Source organism: Synechococcus sp. 1G10 (assembly GCF_002252625.1).
Lineage (GTDB): Bacteria > Cyanobacteriota > Cyanobacteriia > PCC-6307 > Cyanobiaceae > Regnicoccus_A.
Genome location: NZ_NQKW01000002.1, coordinates 138,588 through 152,151 on the forward strand (window position 1 = coordinate 138,588; position 13,564 = coordinate 152,151).

General features: G+C 66.2%; 14 protein-coding genes. 10 read left to right on the plus strand and 4 right to left on the minus strand.

The genetic code is table 11. The annotated features are described in order from the left end of the window. Positions 1 to 49 precede the first annotated feature (49 nt). The 5 genes from CJZ82_RS02735 (at position 50) to CJZ82_RS02755 (ending at position 4,768) form a co-directional block, all read left to right on the plus strand. Positions 50 to 298, plus strand: a complete 249-nt coding sequence (locus CJZ82_RS02735) for a hypothetical protein (RefSeq protein WP_094554265.1) — start codon at positions 50 to 52, stop codon at positions 296 to 298. After that, entirely contained in the window at positions 273 to 1,145 is an 873-nt protein-coding gene (locus CJZ82_RS02740; RefSeq protein ID WP_198949626.1) for an RNA methyltransferase, read from the plus strand. Before CJZ82_RS02735 ends, CJZ82_RS02740 begins: the two co-directional genes overlap by 26 nt. Further along, a complete protein-coding gene (locus tag CJZ82_RS02745; protein ID WP_094554266.1) occupies positions 1,142 to 2,590 on the plus strand; it encodes a dihydrolipoyl dehydrogenase in 1,449 nt (482 codons plus the stop codon). The genes CJZ82_RS02740 and CJZ82_RS02745 overlap by 4 nt, the downstream gene beginning before the upstream one ends. A 76-nt stretch (positions 2,591 to 2,666) precedes the next feature. Further along, positions 2,667 to 3,551 (plus strand): indole-3-glycerol phosphate synthase TrpC, encoded by an 885-nt coding sequence (gene trpC / locus CJZ82_RS02750; protein ID WP_094554267.1) that lies wholly within the window; start codon positions 2,667 to 2,669, stop codon positions 3,549 to 3,551. Positions 3,552 to 3,652: 101 nt separating this feature from the next. Then, positions 3,653 to 4,768: a sialidase family protein gene (locus CJZ82_RS02755; RefSeq protein ID WP_158218477.1), complete on the plus strand. Its 1,116-nt coding sequence runs from the start codon at positions 3,653 to 3,655 to the stop codon at positions 4,766 to 4,768. 94 nt (positions 4,769 to 4,862) lie between these two features. Here CJZ82_RS02755 and rpsD read toward each other — a convergent pair whose 3' ends face one another. Further along, complete coding sequence (rpsD, locus tag CJZ82_RS02760) at positions 4,863 to 5,471, minus strand: 30S ribosomal protein S4 (RefSeq protein WP_094554269.1); 609 nt, start codon at positions 5,469 to 5,471, stop codon at positions 4,863 to 4,865. Positions 5,472 to 5,543: 72 nt separating this feature from the next. Here rpsD and yidD point away from each other — a divergent pair, with 72 nt between their 5' ends. The 4 genes from yidD to aqpZ all read left to right on the plus strand — a co-directional run bounded on the left by yidD (position 5,544) and on the right by aqpZ (position 8,556). Continuing rightward, positions 5,544 to 5,840 carry a membrane protein insertion efficiency factor YidD gene (yidD, locus tag CJZ82_RS02765; RefSeq protein ID WP_094554270.1) on the plus strand — a complete coding sequence of 99 codons (297 nt, stop codon included), beginning with the start codon at positions 5,544 to 5,546 and terminating at the stop codon, positions 5,838 to 5,840. Between the two features lie 2 nt (positions 5,841 to 5,842). Further along, complete coding sequence (locus tag CJZ82_RS02770) at positions 5,843 to 6,142, plus strand: glutaredoxin family protein (protein ID WP_233130008.1); 300 nt, start codon at positions 5,843 to 5,845, stop codon at positions 6,140 to 6,142. Positions 6,143 to 6,193: 51 nt separating this feature from the next. After that, on the plus strand, positions 6,194 to 7,720 hold the full coding sequence (locus CJZ82_RS02775; RefSeq protein WP_094554272.1) for a UDP-N-acetylmuramoyl-L-alanyl-D-glutamate--2,6-diaminopimelate ligase: 1,527 nt from the start codon (positions 6,194 to 6,196) through the stop codon (positions 7,718 to 7,720). Positions 7,721 to 7,815: 95 nt separating this feature from the next. Beyond that, positions 7,816 to 8,556 (plus strand): aquaporin Z, encoded by a 741-nt coding sequence (aqpZ, locus tag CJZ82_RS02780; RefSeq protein ID WP_255380715.1) that lies wholly within the window; start codon positions 7,816 to 7,818, stop codon positions 8,554 to 8,556. 4 nt (positions 8,557 to 8,560) lie between these two features. Here aqpZ and CJZ82_RS02785 read toward each other — a convergent pair whose 3' ends face one another. The 3 genes from CJZ82_RS02785 to CJZ82_RS18220 all read right to left on the minus strand — a co-directional run bounded on the left by CJZ82_RS02785 (position 8,561) and on the right by CJZ82_RS18220 (position 10,439). Further along, positions 8,561 to 8,872 carry a hypothetical protein gene (locus CJZ82_RS02785; RefSeq protein ID WP_143593518.1) on the minus strand — a complete coding sequence of 104 codons (312 nt, stop codon included), beginning with the start codon at positions 8,870 to 8,872 and terminating at the stop codon, positions 8,561 to 8,563. A gap of 179 nt (positions 8,873 to 9,051) precedes the next feature. Further along, a complete protein-coding gene (locus tag CJZ82_RS02790) occupies positions 9,052 to 10,254 on the minus strand; it encodes an aminotransferase class V-fold PLP-dependent enzyme (protein WP_233129995.1) in 1,203 nt (400 codons plus the stop codon). Between the two features lie 29 nt (positions 10,255 to 10,283). Continuing rightward, complete coding sequence (locus CJZ82_RS18220) at positions 10,284 to 10,439, minus strand: hypothetical protein (protein WP_158218478.1); 156 nt, start codon at positions 10,437 to 10,439, stop codon at positions 10,284 to 10,286. A 654-nt stretch (positions 10,440 to 11,093) separates the two neighbouring features. Here CJZ82_RS18220 and CJZ82_RS02805 point away from each other — a divergent pair. Further along, entirely contained in the window at positions 11,094 to 13,559 is a 2,466-nt protein-coding gene (locus tag CJZ82_RS02805) for a plasma-membrane proton-efflux P-type ATPase (RefSeq protein ID WP_094554276.1), read from the plus strand. The last annotated feature ends 5 nt before the right edge of the window (positions 13,560 to 13,564 follow it).

The window sequence follows — 13,564 nt, forward strand, 5'->3', positions numbered from 1 at the left end:
TCTCCCCCTTGCCGGGGCCAGTGCTTTCAGCCGTGGTGCCGCATCACCCATGATTGTCATCAAGATCACAAATTCTTCTGAGGTTGTTGCCAAGAAGATCGGCAAGTTTCTGGAAAGTCTCACCCCTGATGGCATGGATGAATCCACCATCGAAGACATTGTGGTGAGCCGGTTGGTTGACAACCTCAGAAGCGAGGGCATAGAGGGTGAGGTGGCTTCGATCCGCGGCATCGATCTGGAGGATGCCGGGATTCTGATTCAGGCCCCCATGCATGTGCGCTGCCGTCAGTCGTTCTGAGGCCAGCGATGGGACCGCTGCGGTGACCCAGACAGCTGAGCTGATCACGAGCCGCCGTAATCCACTCGTGGGCCGTTGCCGCGCCCTTCATCAGCCCCGGGGCCGCCGGGATCAGGGCCTGCTGCTGCTGGAGGGCACCCATCTGCTGGAGGAGGCTCTGCGCCTGGGCCTGCCACCCCGGCAGGTGCTTGCCACTCCTGGCTGGATCGAGCGTCACCGCTCACTTCTTGAGGCCCACCCCCGGGTGGCCTCCGTGCTGCAACCGGTCGCTGAGCCGGTGCTGGAGGCGATGGCCACCACCGCCCATCCCGATGGGGTGCTGCTGACGCTGCCGTGGCCGGAGTTGCCGGCTTCCCCCCGCGTCGAGTTCGTGCTGGCGCTCGATCGCCTTCAGGACCCCGGCAACCTCGGCACCTTGATACGCACTGCCCTGGCGGCCGGGGTGGAGGAGATCTGGCTGGCGGAGGGGGCCGACCCCTTTCAGCCGAAGGTGCTGCGCGCTTCGGCCGGCGCGGCCCTGGCCATGCCCTGCCGCCGGTTCGAGCGGCTGCTGCCGCGCCTGGAGTCCGCCCGCACGAACGGCGCCCAGGTGGTGGCCTCGGTGGTTGCCGGCGGGATGCCCTACTGGCAGCTCGATTGGACCCGTCCCACGGTGCTTCTGCTCGGCAATGAGGGAGCGGGCCTCGCTCCGGATCTGCTGGCGGTCAGCAGCCACCGGGTCACCATTCCCCACAGTGCGGCGGTGGAATCCCTCAATGTGGCGGTGGCCGCCGCACCGCTGTTGCTGGAGCGCTGGCGTCAGCTGACGGGGGAGAATGCGGGGCAACAACCGCAGCAGCCCAGGTGAGCGACGCCAGCGCAGCCAGCTTTGACTTCGATCTGATCGTGATCGGTGCCGGTTATGGCGGCTTTGACGCCGCCAAGCACGCCGCCGACCATGGCCTGCGCACCGCGATCGTGGAGTCGCGCGACATGGGCGGCACCTGCGTGAACCGGGGCTGCGTGCCCTCCAAGGCCCTGTTGGCCGCCAGCGGCCGGGTGCGGGAACTGGCGGACGTCGAGCACCTGCGCGGCTTCGGCATCCATGCGGCTCCGGTGCGCTTCGAGCGCCAGAAGATCGCCGACCATGCCAACCAGCTGGTGGCCACGATCCGCACCAACCTCACCAAGACACTGGAGCGGGCCGGTGCCACGATCCTGCGCGGCAAGGGACGGTTGGATGGCTCCCAGCGGGTGGCGGTGCGAGAAGCCAGCGGCATCGAGCGGGTGTATTCAGCCCGTGACGTGATCATCGCCACCGGCTCCGACCCCTTCGTCCCCCCCGGCATCGAAACCGACGGGCGCACCGTTTTCACCAGTGATGAAGCCATCAGCCTGGAGTGGCTGCCGCGCTGGATCGCGATCATCGGCAGCGGCTACATCGGTCTGGAGTTCGCCGACGTCTACACCGCCCTTGGCTGTGAGGTCACGATGATCGAGGCCCTTGATCGGGTGATGCCCACCTTCGATCCCGACATCGCCAAGATGGCCGCTCGCAACTTGATCGATGGCCGCGACATCGACGCCCGCTCCGGTGTGCTCGCCAAGTCGGTCACACCTGGATCACCGGTGCGGATCGAGCTGGTGGAGATGGCGAGCCGCGAGCCGGTGGAGATCCTGGAGGTGGATGCGGTGCTGGTGGCCACCGGCCGGGTGCCCGTGAGCAAGGACCTCAACCTGGCCAGCGTCGATGTGACCACCAACCGCGGCTTCATCCCGGTGGATGAGGCGATGCGCGTACTGGTGGATGGCAACCCAGTGCCCCATCTCTGGGCCGTGGGCGATGTGACCGGCAAGATGATGCTGGCCCACACCGCCGCTGCCCAGGGGGGCGTGGCCGTAGACAACATCCTGGGCCACCAGCGCCTGATTGATTACCGCTCGATTCCGGCGGCCACCTTCACCCATCCTGAGATCAGCTCCGTGGGCCTGAGTGAAGCCGACGCCAAGGAGCTCGCTGCCGCCGACGGCTTTGAACTCGGGCTGGTGCGCAGCTATTTCAAGGCCAATTCCAAGGCGCTGGCGGAGCTCGAAAGCGATGGTCTGATGAAACTGCTGTTCAACCGCTCCAGCGGTGAGGTGCTCGGAGCCCATATCTATGGCCTCCACGCCGCCGACCTGATTCAGGAGATTGCCAATGCCGTGGCCCGCCGCCAGAGCGTGCGCGAGCTGGCCCATGAGGTGCACACCCACCCCACCCTGAGTGAAGTGGTCGAGGTGGCCTACAAGCAGGCGGCCGCGACCCTGGTCTGATCAACCCGGTCTGGCTGTATCGGTCTGACGGCCCGCCGCTCCTACGATCACTTCATGCGTCCACTGCCGCCAGTCCTTGGAGATCCGTCGTCGCCCGCCCAATCCGCCCGTGCGGGTGGCCCACCTGCAATTCGGCATTCCCCATGAGGAGGCAGCCCCGCGCCACATCCTCGAAGAGATCCTCTGGGAGAAGGACCGTGAGCTGACCGCCTCGCGCGATCGCGTGCCACTTGAGAAGCTCAAGCAGCAGGTGGCGGATCTCCCCTCCTGCCGTGACTTCGTGGCAGCCCTGCGGGCCAGTTGCCGCAAACCGGCCGTGATCGCCGAGGTGAAGAAGGCAAGCCCTAGCAAGGGGGTCATCCGCGAAGACTTCGATCCCGTGGCCATCGCCCGCGCCTACCAGGCGGGCGGGGCGAGCTGCCTTTCGGTGCTCACCGACAAGGCCTTCTTCCAGGGGGGGTTCGAGGTGCTGGTTGAGGTGCGCCAAGCGGTGGAGCTGCCTCTGCTTTGCAAGGACTTCATCCTCACCCCTTACCAGCTTTATCAGGCCCGCGCCGCCGGGGCCGATGCCGCCTTGCTGATCGCCGCCATCCTCTCCGACCAGGACCTCTCCTACCTGCTGAAGGTGGCCCATGCCCTTGGCTTGGCGGTGCTGCTGGAGGTGCACGACGGCGCCGAGATGGAGCGGGCACTGGCGCTTGAGGGGGTGGAGATGGTCGGCATCAACAACCGCGATCTCACCAGCTTCCACACCGACCTGGCCACCACCGAGGAATTGATGGCCCGTTACGGGGAGCGTCTGCGCCAGAAGGGCGCTCTGCTGGTGAGCGAGTCGGGGCTGGGCAGCCGGGATGATCTCGATCGGGTGATGGGCGCCGGCGCCGATGCGGTGCTGGTGGGCGAGGCTCTGATGCGCCAGGCCGATGTGACGGCTGCCCTGGAGACCCTGATCGGGATCTGAGGCCGGTGGTGTCAGCGCGGCGCGACGCTCCCGCCGGTGCCGGCGGGATTCTGTCCAGGAGGGTTCTGCTGCGCCGGCTTGGTGGCCTGACAGTCGGGTCGATGCTGGCTTTCTCCCCCCGGCTCGGGGCCCAGCCCCGGGTCACCGGCATCCGTTTTGCTGTGGCGGCCGGCGAGGAAGGCCGTTTTCTGGCCTGGCCGGCCAACAACGGCTGCTGGTCATGGGATGGTGGTCGCGAAGTCCTGGTGGGCTACAGCGAGGGGCCGTGGGTTGAGAAGGAGGGGCACCGCATCGGCAGCCCCCAGACCAACCGGCTGGTCCGTTCCCGCGATGGAGGCCTGAGCTGGGTGTCGGAGATGCCGACCCCGTTTGTGGGCCGAGCCGGCGGCCCGCAACAGCTGGAAGCCCCGATCCGCTTCGATGATTCTGATCTGGCGCTGCGGGTGGTGGCGGGAGACTCCGGCTCAGGCGAGGAGCGGCTGGGCGGTTTCTTCGTGTCCTCCGATCGTGGTCTGTCCTGGCGCGGGCCGTTCCCTTTCAAAGGCCTCGAGAGCGAGCCCGCGCTCAAGGGGCTGGTGCTCACCTCCCGCACCTGCTACCGGATCACCGGCGAACGCTCCGCCCAGGTCTTCCTCTCCGCCCAGGATCCACGGCTGGGCCGCCATTCCAGCCGTCTCGACAAGACCTTCGTGGCAAGCACCGAGGACGGTGGTCGCCGGTTCAGCTTTGTCGCCTGGGTGGTTCCCTGGAGCGATCCCTACCGCGCCGTGATGCCGTCCCTGGTGTCTCTGGGTGGCGGCGCGCTGATCACGGTGCTGCGACGCAAGGATCCACGCGCCGGCGAGGACAAGCCCAACTGGATCGAGGCTTACGCCTCCGAGGATGGCGGCAGCAGCTGGTCGTCGCTCGGCCGTGTCGCACAGACGGGAATCCACAACGGCAATCCCGGCGCACTGGTGCGGCTGCGCGACGGACGCCTGGCCTGCGCCTATGCCAACCGCAGCCGGCAGCAGCTGCTGCTGCGCCTCAGCGGCGATCGTGGCCGCACCTGGGGACCCGAGGTGGTGATCCGCGACAACCCCTTCAGTTACGACATGGGTTATCCCCAGATGGTTGAGAATCACCGGGGGGAGCTACTGGTGCTCTATTACCTGGCCACCGAGCAGAGGCCGCACTCCTACATCGAGGCAGCGTTGGTGCCAATCACCGGAACATGAAAAAGCCCCCGGCAAGGAGCCATGGGCTCTGTGCCGGGGGGTGGCTGTTGGGCCTGGCTGGTCCCTGGATGGGCCAGATCAGACGGGCGTGAACTCAGACCTTGCGGCTGTAGAACTCAACCACCAGCAGTTCGTTGATCTCCAGGGCGACCCATTCGCGCTCGATCCGCCCGTTGACCTTGGCGGTGAACTTGTTCTTGTCGAGTTCGAGGTTGGGGGGGATGTTGGCCAGACCTGGAAACTCCAGGTTGCCTTCAGCGAGCTGGCGACTGGCCTTGCGTTCGCGCACGACGATCACGTCGCCGGCACGGCATTGGTAGCTGGGCACATCGACCACACGGCCGTTCACGGTGATGTGGCCGTGGTTCACCAGCTGGCGGGCACCAGGGACGGTGGGGCCGAAGCCGAGGCGGAAGCAGATGTTGTCGAGGCGGTTCTCCAGCAGCTTCAGCAGGTTGGTTCCAGTGGAACCCTCCTGGGCGCGCGCTTTCTTCACGTAGCGCACGAGCTGGCGCTCGGAGATGCCGTAGTTGAAGCGAAGCTTCTGCTTTTCTTCGAGGCGGATGGCGTATTCGGAGCGCTTGCGACGGGCTTGGCCGTGCTGACCGGGGGGATAAGCCCGCTTGGCGGACTTACGGGTGAGACCGGGAAGGTCTCCCAAGCGCCGCGTCACCCTCAGGCGAGGACCGCGGTAGCGAGACATGCAGACAGAAACAGAGGACGGGGTTCTGGAACGAAGCGCAGGCCAGCCCGTGGGCCGGACCTGCCGGGGAGCATGCTGGAGGCGTCCTCCAGGCTTCCGGTCGTGCAACGCCAGTTGTCGATCCTATCCGTTGGCATCGCAGGCCTCAGCCAGGCGCTGCAGCTTGCCCTGATCGCCCTGATCACTGGCTACCGCCGCTGGCTCTCGCCCCTGCTGGGTCCCCGCTGCCGGTTCATTCCCAGCTGCAGCGCCTATGGCCTTGAGGCGATCCAGCGCCATGGCCCCTGGCGGGGTGGCTGGCTCACCCTGAGGCGCCTGCTGCGCTGCCATCCCTTCACCCCCTGCGGTTGCGATCCGGTGCCCGAGTGAACCTGCCCGTGCCCCCCTGGCCGGCTCTGCTGCTCTACAGCCGGGACGGCTGCTGCCTGTGCGATGGCTTGGAAGAACGGCTGCGGGCACTGGAGCCACCTCCGCCACTGGAGGTGGTGAATGTGGATCACGATCCCCACCTCCAGGCCCGCTACGGCCTGGAGGTGCCACTGCTGGCGGTGGTGCGACAGGGGCGGCCTGAGCTCCTGCCGAGGGTGGGGCCGCGGCTGGCGGGCGATGGCCTGCAGCGCTGGCTGCGGAAGTGTCTGGTGGAGCTGCCTGGCCCGCCTCCCTGCGCCTAAAACAGCCCAAATCCAACCGCGCCGGCCCCCGTCCCTGGGGACGACCTCCTGATGCCCCAGCTGCTCCATTCCCTCCTCCAGGACTGTGCTGTGGCGATTCCTGCCCAGCTGCCTGATGCCGTTGTCACCGGCCTGAGCTGTGATTCCCGCAGCGTCGCGGCCGGCACGCTTTTCATCGGTCTGCCGGGGGGGCAGGTGGATGGGGGCAGCTTCTGGCCCGCCGCCCTGAAGCAGGGAGCGGTGGCGGCGCTGATCGGGCCGGCGGCGGCGGCCCAGTGCCCCCCGGCGCCAACCGATCCTGTGCTGGTGCTGCAGGAGCCGGTGGCGGAATGGGCCGGCCGGCTGGCGGCTTCGTTCTGGCACGACCCCAGCCGTCGGCTGGTTCTGATCGGTGTCACCGGCACCAACGGCAAGACAACCACCACCTACTTGATCGAGCACCTCAGTGCCGGCTGCGGCCAGGCGACGGCCCTGTTCGGCACCTTGATCAACCGCTGGCCGGGGCACAGCGTCACGGCGTCGCACACCACGGCCTTCGCCGATGTGCTGCAGGGCCAGCTGGCCAGTGCTGTGGAGGCCGGAGCCCAGCTGGCTGCCATGGAGGTGAGCTCCCACGCCCTCGACCAGCGCCGGGTGGCCGGCTGCCATTTCGCCGGTGCAGTGTTCACCAACCTCACCCAGGACCACCTCGACTACCACCCCTCGATGGAGGCCTACTTCGAGGCGAAGGCGCGTCTGTTCTCGCCGGAGCGCCTGGATGGCACGGCGGTGGTGAACATCGACGACCCCTGGGGCGCGCGGCTGGCCGAGCGGCTCTCGGGGCCGCTTGGGGAGGGTCTTTGGCGCAGTTCCCTGGCTGTGCCCGTTGATGGCGTGCGCCCCGAGGATCTGGCCGAGCTACGGCTTGAAGACCTGGTCTTCGCGGCCGATGGGGTGAGTGGCACCCTGATCACGCCCCTGGGGCGCGGGACATTCCGCTCACCCCTGGTGGGCCGCTTCAACCTGATGAACCTGCTTCAGGCGGTAGGGGTGCTGCAGCAGCAGGGATTGCCCCTGGATCAGCTGCTGGAGGCGATCCCCAGTTTCCGGGGCGTGCCCGGCCGGATGGAGCGGGTGCAGCTGCCCGAGGCCAGTGAGCTGCCGGCGGTGCTGGTCGACTACGCCCACACCCCCGATGGTCTGGAGAATGCCCTGGCGGCCTGCCGGCCTTTCGCCCAGGGCCAGCTGGTCTGTGTGTTCGGCTGCGGCGGCGACCGCGACCGGGGCAAGCGCCCCCAGATGGCCGCGATCGCCGCGCGGCTGGCCGACCGGGTGGTGGTGACCTCCGACAACCCCCGCACAGAGGATCCCCAGCGCATCCTTGACGACGTGGTGGCGGGCATTCCGACCGGCACCGACCTGCTGGTGGAGGTGGATCGGGCCGCGGCGATCGCGGCGGCCATCGCCGCGGCTGGCCCGGCCGATCTGGTGCTGATCGCGGGCAAGGGCCATGAGGATTACCAGATCCTGGGCACCACCAAGATCCACTTCGACGACCGGGAGCAGGCGGAGCAGGCGCTGCGCTCCAGGCTCGGCTGAGGGTCGGGCAGAGTCAGAAAGTGGCCGCTCATGGATTCCCCCCGGCGTCCTGACCCGTACCTTGGCCAGGTTTCAGCTCTTCGTTCCGCCTTCGTATGGCTTCGTCCGTGCCCATGTCGAGGAAGTTCCTCGCTGAACTGATCGGCACCTTCTGGCTGGTGTTCGGTGGCTGCGGCAGTGCTGTGCTGGCTGCCGTATTCCCATACGCCCAGGCCGAGGCCAATCCTCTGGGTCTTGGTTTCCTGGGGGTGTCGCTGGCTTTCGGCCTCACCCTGCTGACGATGGCATACACCATTGGCCACATCTCTGGCTGCCACATCAATCCCGCCGTCACCTTCGGCCTCTGGGCGAGTGGCCGCCATCCAGGCTCACAGCTTCTTCCCTACATCGTCGCTCAGGTGCTGGGGGGCCTGATCGCCGGCGGACTGCTTTTCGGCATTGCCAGTGGTCGACCCGGCTTTGCGCTGACCGGCAGCAACCCCCTGGCGACCAACGGTTTCGGGGCCCACTCCCCCGGTGGCTATGGATTGCTGCCGGCGCTGGTGATCGAGGTGGTTCTCACCTTCATCTTCCTGCTGGTGATTCTTGGCACCACCCACCGGGATGCGATCAAGGACCTGGCAGGCGTTCCGATCGGTCTGTCGCTGGTGCTGATCCACCTGATCAGCATTCCGGTCACCAACACCTCAGTGAACCCCGCCCGCAGCACCGGCGTGGCCTTCTGGGTGGGAGGTGATGCCGTGGGCCAGCTGTGGCTGTTCTGGCTGGCGCCCATTGCCGGTGCCCTGTTGGCTGGCTGGGTGCACCGCCACCTTCTCGAAGGTCCCAGCGACTGAGCACTCAGGCGTCTTCGTTGCCTTCCCGGCTACGCAGCACCAGGTAGCTGCCTGTGGCCAGCACGATCGGCACCAGCAGGCCCCAAAGCTTGCCGGTGTCGACCATGGGGGCAGAGGCAATACTCTCCTTGGGAGCTGCATAGGGCGATTCCTTTTCGCTCCCAGGCGCCTGGGTGCCTTCCATCGGCTCCACAGGTGTGGGGGCTTCCTTGGCCGCGGCGTAGGGGGATTGCTTCTCACTTCCTGGTGTGGCGGTTCCTTCCAGCTGCTTCGTGGGAGTGGTGGGATTGGCCCAGGCTGGTGTGGTCGATGCCATCAGACAGGAGGCACCGAGTATTGCCGCACCCAGCAGTGACAAGCACGGATGCATCGTCAGGTGAGGGGCACGCATGGAAGGAGGGACGACAACCCAAAAAGTCTGATCGCCTTGCTTATCGCTTACAGCAAATGGTGACCAAATGATGTTCCTTGACCAAGCTGGCGCAAGCAGCTGAGTTAGGCCAGGGCATCAAGCAGCAACTCCACCTCTTCTTCGGTGGTGGTGATGTGGGTGCAGGCCCTGAGGCAATGGGGATCGTCGAGGGTGCGCAACCAGATGGCCCGCTGCCCCAGCTGGTGCACCAGCTCCCCTGGATCCGCTCCCTCCACCACGAAGCTCACCAGTCCCGCCGGTGGCGGCACGTCCAGAAGGGGATGCACCCCCGGCAGCTGGCCAAGCCCCTGCCAGAGCTGGTGGCTGCGCGCCTGGATCAGCTCCAGCCGTTGCGGCGCCGGCGCTACCGCCTCCAGTAGCTCCAGGGACTGTCTCAGACCCGCCAGCAGCGGAGCACAGGAGGTGGCCACTTCGAAACGCCGGGCATCGTGGTGCCAGGCACTGCTGGCGTCGCTGCTCCCAGCCATGTTCTCGTTGGCCAGGCTGCGCCAGCCGCCCATGGTGGGCTGCGACTCATGGAGCAGGCGTTCCGACAGCGCCACACCGCCCAGCCCCTCGGGGCCACAGCACCACTTGTGGCCGGTGAAGGCGTAGATATCGGCCACGGATGCCGCACCAGCGCCGAAGGCTTCCGCCCCGCCCTCCGCCAGCGGCAAGCTGCCCATCGACTGAGCCGCATCCACCAGTAGCCAGGGCCGACGCGGGTGCTCCCCCAGCCGCTGGGCCAGAGCCGCAATCGGCATCAACTGACCGGTGTTCCAGAGCAGCTGGGAGAGCACCACCAGGCGTGTGGTTGGTGTGAGGCTGTTCTCGAGGGCCTCCAGCACGGAGGCATTGGTGCTGGTCAGGTCGCCCCGCAGGGCCTTCACCTGCAGGGTGGAGATCGTCAGCTTTTCGCGGCGGGCGAGCTCACGGCAGGCGGCCACAACGCCCGGATGCTCGCAATCGCTGATCAGCAGCTCATCGCCCGCTTGCCAGGGCAAGCCCCACAGGGGCAGCACACAGCCACTGGTGACGTTCTCGGTGAGTGCCAGGCGCTCGGGCGGCACCCCGCAGAGCGCGGCCAGCGCACCTCGCAGCCCCCTTGTCTCCTGCTCCAGCCAGGGCCAGATGTCGGCGGTGAAGGGCCCCAGCTCCTGGATCCGCTCCCAGCTGGCGGTGATCGCCTTCAGCGAGGGCGTGGGCAGCGGCCCCTGGCCTCCGTAGTTGAAGTAGGTCTTGTTGGCCAGGGCGGGCATCAGCTCTCGCAGCTGAACTGGGGTCATGGCCTGCCGGGCAGGATTGCCGTCGCTCGTCACAGGTCGGAGGTGATGGGCTGAAAGCATCGCAGCCGGAACAGGACGCCTGGATCAGTAACCCTCTCGGCCAGGGGTCCCATCTGGCTGATCAGCTGCCGAAGCAGACGTTCTTCGTTGATGTCGTTGCGCCAGTCGCTCTGGGCATAGTCCACGCCCGCATTGTCTCGCCGCAGTGAAAACAATGATGTCCTTGAGTGTGAGGGTCCTGAACAGCTGAGCGTGGATCAAGCGCCCTGAACGAAGCAGAGGCCGATGGGGCTTGTTCTCAGAGCTCCGGCGACCCAAGTGGTTCACCCAGTGGAGGCAGAGCCTGGGAAGGGTTCTGAGGTGGGAAGAGTTGCAACTCCGGCATTGATTCCTGCAGTTCCTCCGTGCTTTCTGGAGACAAAGGCGATGAGCCGGAGTCATTGAAGAATGGCGCTCCTCCCTCCATCTGTTGACCGAAGCTGAGATCCATGGATCCAAGCAGCAGGAGGCTGAGCATGAGGTTGAACAGCAAGTTCAGACGTAGAGCTCTGGGGAGCAACATGATCGACTCGCGATGCCCCTCAACCATAGGGGAGCTGCCCCCAACGCAAGCAGCGTGGCGGGTAGAACAACATTCTGCGCGAATGAACTGGTTCTGCGTTGCTGAACTGTTGCGATGCTTATGAATGTCTCTGAAGACGGTTCTTGGCCAAATGATGGCCACTCCAGATTGCAGATTCGTTACGAGCGGACGGAAATAGGTGGCATCGATCGCCACGATGCTGTCTGTCTACTGGCCTGGCCCGATTCCCCGCGGACCAGCATGCTTCTTTGGCTGTATGACTAATGAAAAATTGCCGACTCTCCCCGAGCGGCTCAAGCAACTCGATACGAGCGGGGATGGCCTCAGCAGTACGGAGGCCACACAGAGGCTAAAGAAGACAGGGCCAAATGCGCTACCTGAGAAGAAGCGCAGCAAGCTGGCGATGCTGCTCTCCTATCTCTGGGGCCCGATGCCCTGGATGATCGAGGCGGCGATCCTGCTCTGCGCCATCGTGGGCGACTGGGTGGATTTCGCAATCATCCTGGGGCTGCTGGTCGGCAACACCGTGATCGCCTACGTGGAGGAGTCGTCGGCCGGCGATGCCGTGGCGGCCCTGAAGGCGAAGCTGGCGCTGGAGGCGCTGGTGATGCGCGACGGCCAGTGGCAGAAGCTGCCCGCCCGAGCGCTGGTGCCCGGCGATCGGGTGCGCATCGCCATCGGCGCCGTGATCCCCGCTGACATGGCGGTGCTCACCGACGATCCGCTGCAGGTGGATCAGGCGGCCCTCACCGGTGAATCCCTGGCGGTGAAGCGGGGCAAGGGCGATCTGCTCTATTCGGGCTCGGTGCTCAAGCAGGGCCGCGCCGAAGGGTTGGTCACCGCCACAGGGGCCAACACCTTCTTCGGCAAGACCGCCAAGCTGGTGGGAGAAGCGGAGAGCAACGACCACCTCCAGGAGGCGGTGGTGAAGCTCTCCGACTACCTGATCGTGATCAATATGGTGCTGGTGAGCAGCATCCTGGTGGTGCGGATTCACCTGGGCGACAACATCCTGCAGGTGGTCAAGTACTGCCTGGTGCTCACCGTCGCCTCGATCCCGCTGGCCACCCCCACCGTGCTGGCCGTCACCATGGCGATCGGTGCCCAGGCCCTGGCCAAGAAGGGAGCGTTGGTGACCAAGCTCTCGGCCATCGATGAGCTGGCCAGTGTGGACATGCTCTGCTCCGACAAGACGGGCACCCTCACCCTCAACCAGCTCAGCCTCGGCGCCCCCTTCACCCTGCCGGGCATAGGCGCCGATGAGCTGCTGCTGGGCGCGGCCCTGGCCAGTGAGCAGCAGGAGGGGGATGCGATCGATCAGACCGTGCTCAAGGGCCTCAAGGATCCGGCCAGCCTCAAGGACTTCAAGCGCGAGCACTACACCCCCTTCGATCCCGTCGGCAAGCGCACGGAGGTGCAGGTGAGTGATCGCTCCGGCCAGCAGATCCGCTATAGCAAAGGGGCACCGCAGGCGATCCTGGCGCTGATCAAGGATCAGAGCGCCATCGCCCAGCCGGTACAGGCCCAGATCGAGGCGCTGGCGGGCCGGGGCTTCCGGGCCCTGGGGGTGGCCAAGGCGGTGGGTGAGGGCCCCTGGCAGATGCTCGGCATCCTGTCGCTCTCCGACCCGCCCCGGCCCGATTCGAAGGCAACGCTGGCCGCCGCCGGCCAGCTGGGGGTGCCGGTGAAGATGGTCACGGGGGATCAGGTGCTGATCGCCCGGGAGATGTGCCACGAGCTGGGCCTGCCTGACAACGTGCTCGACGCGGGGATCTTCCGCCAGACCCCCGCCAGCCAGATGGGTGCGCTGGCCCAGCAGATCGAGCAGGCCGACGGCTTCGCCCAGGTGTTTCCCGAAGACAAGTTCCACATCGTCGAGACGTTGCAGAGCCACAACTACGTGGTGGCGATGACCGGTGATGGCGTCAACGACGCCCCGGCGCTCAAGGAGGCGAACTGCGGCATCGCCGTGTCGGGAGCGACCGACGCCGCCCGCGCCGCCGCCGACATCGTGCTGCTGACGCCGGGCCTCTCGGTGATCATCGATGCGATCCGGCTCAGCCGCAAGATCTTCCTTCGCATGGACAGCTACTGCTTCTACCGGGTGGTGGAAACGGTGCGCATCTTGATCTTCACCACCCTGGCGATTCTCTGGTTCGGCAACTATCCGGTGACAGTGATCATGCTGGTGATCCTGGCGTTGATCAACGACGGCTCGATGGTGACGATCGCCTACGACAACACCCTGACACCGTCCAAACCGCTCCACTGGGACATGCCGCGACTGCTGATCATGTCGAGTGTGATCGGCTTGGTTGGGGTGGTTGAAACGATGCTGCTGTACGACTTCGTCGCCAACCGGCTGGCCATGCCGCTCAATCAGGTCCAGACGCTGATCTATCTGCAGCTGGCCATCGGCGGCATGCTCACGATCTACTGCACCCGGGTGAGGGGTCCGTTCTGGTCGATCAAGCCGGCGGCGAAGATGCTCTGGGCCACCGGAGCCTCAGTGGCGCTCTCCACCTTGATGGGCACCTACGGCTGGCTGATGAGCCCCGTGGGCTGGAGCTGGGCCGCCGCCAGCTGGGGCTACGCCTTCCTCTGGTTCCTGATCTTCGATGCGGTGAAGCTTGCGCTCTACAGGCTGATGGACCCGGAGCGCTCCGTGCTGCTGGGGCGCACTCGCCGTTTCTTCTCCAGGCCCCTGGCGGCCCAACTCTGATCACT

What these genes read in the sequence shown, in the direction of transcription:
- CJZ82_RS02735 (WP_094554265.1), top strand. Translation starts at nt 50, where the DNA reads ATGATTGTCATCAAGATCACAAATTCTTCTGAGGTTGTTGCCAAGAAG.
- CJZ82_RS02740 (WP_198949626.1), top strand. Translation starts at nt 273, where the DNA reads ATGTGCGCTGCCGTCAGTCGTTCTGAGGCCAGCGATGGGACCGCTGCG.
- CJZ82_RS02755 (WP_158218477.1), top strand. Translation starts at nt 3,653, where the DNA reads ATGCTGGCTTTCTCCCCCCGGCTCGGGGCCCAGCCCCGGGTCACCGGC.
- rpsD (WP_094554269.1), bottom strand. Translation starts at nt 5,471, where the DNA reads ATGTCTCGCTACCGCGGTCCTCGCCTGAGGGTGACGCGGCGCTTGGGA.
- yidD (WP_094554270.1), top strand. Translation starts at nt 5,544, where the DNA reads ATGCTGGAGGCGTCCTCCAGGCTTCCGGTCGTGCAACGCCAGTTGTCG.
- CJZ82_RS02775 (WP_094554272.1), top strand. Translation starts at nt 6,194, where the DNA reads ATGCCCCAGCTGCTCCATTCCCTCCTCCAGGACTGTGCTGTGGCGATT.
- aqpZ (WP_255380715.1), top strand. Translation starts at nt 7,816, where the DNA reads ATGGCTTCGTCCGTGCCCATGTCGAGGAAGTTCCTCGCTGAACTGATC.
- CJZ82_RS02785 (WP_143593518.1), bottom strand. Translation starts at nt 8,872, where the DNA reads ATGGCATCGACCACACCAGCCTGGGCCAATCCCACCACTCCCACGAAG.
- CJZ82_RS02790 (WP_233129995.1), bottom strand. Translation starts at nt 10,254, where the DNA reads ATGACCCCAGTTCAGCTGCGAGAGCTGATGCCCGCCCTGGCCAACAAG.
- CJZ82_RS02805 (WP_094554276.1), top strand. Translation starts at nt 11,094, where the DNA reads ATGACTAATGAAAAATTGCCGACTCTCCCCGAGCGGCTCAAGCAACTC.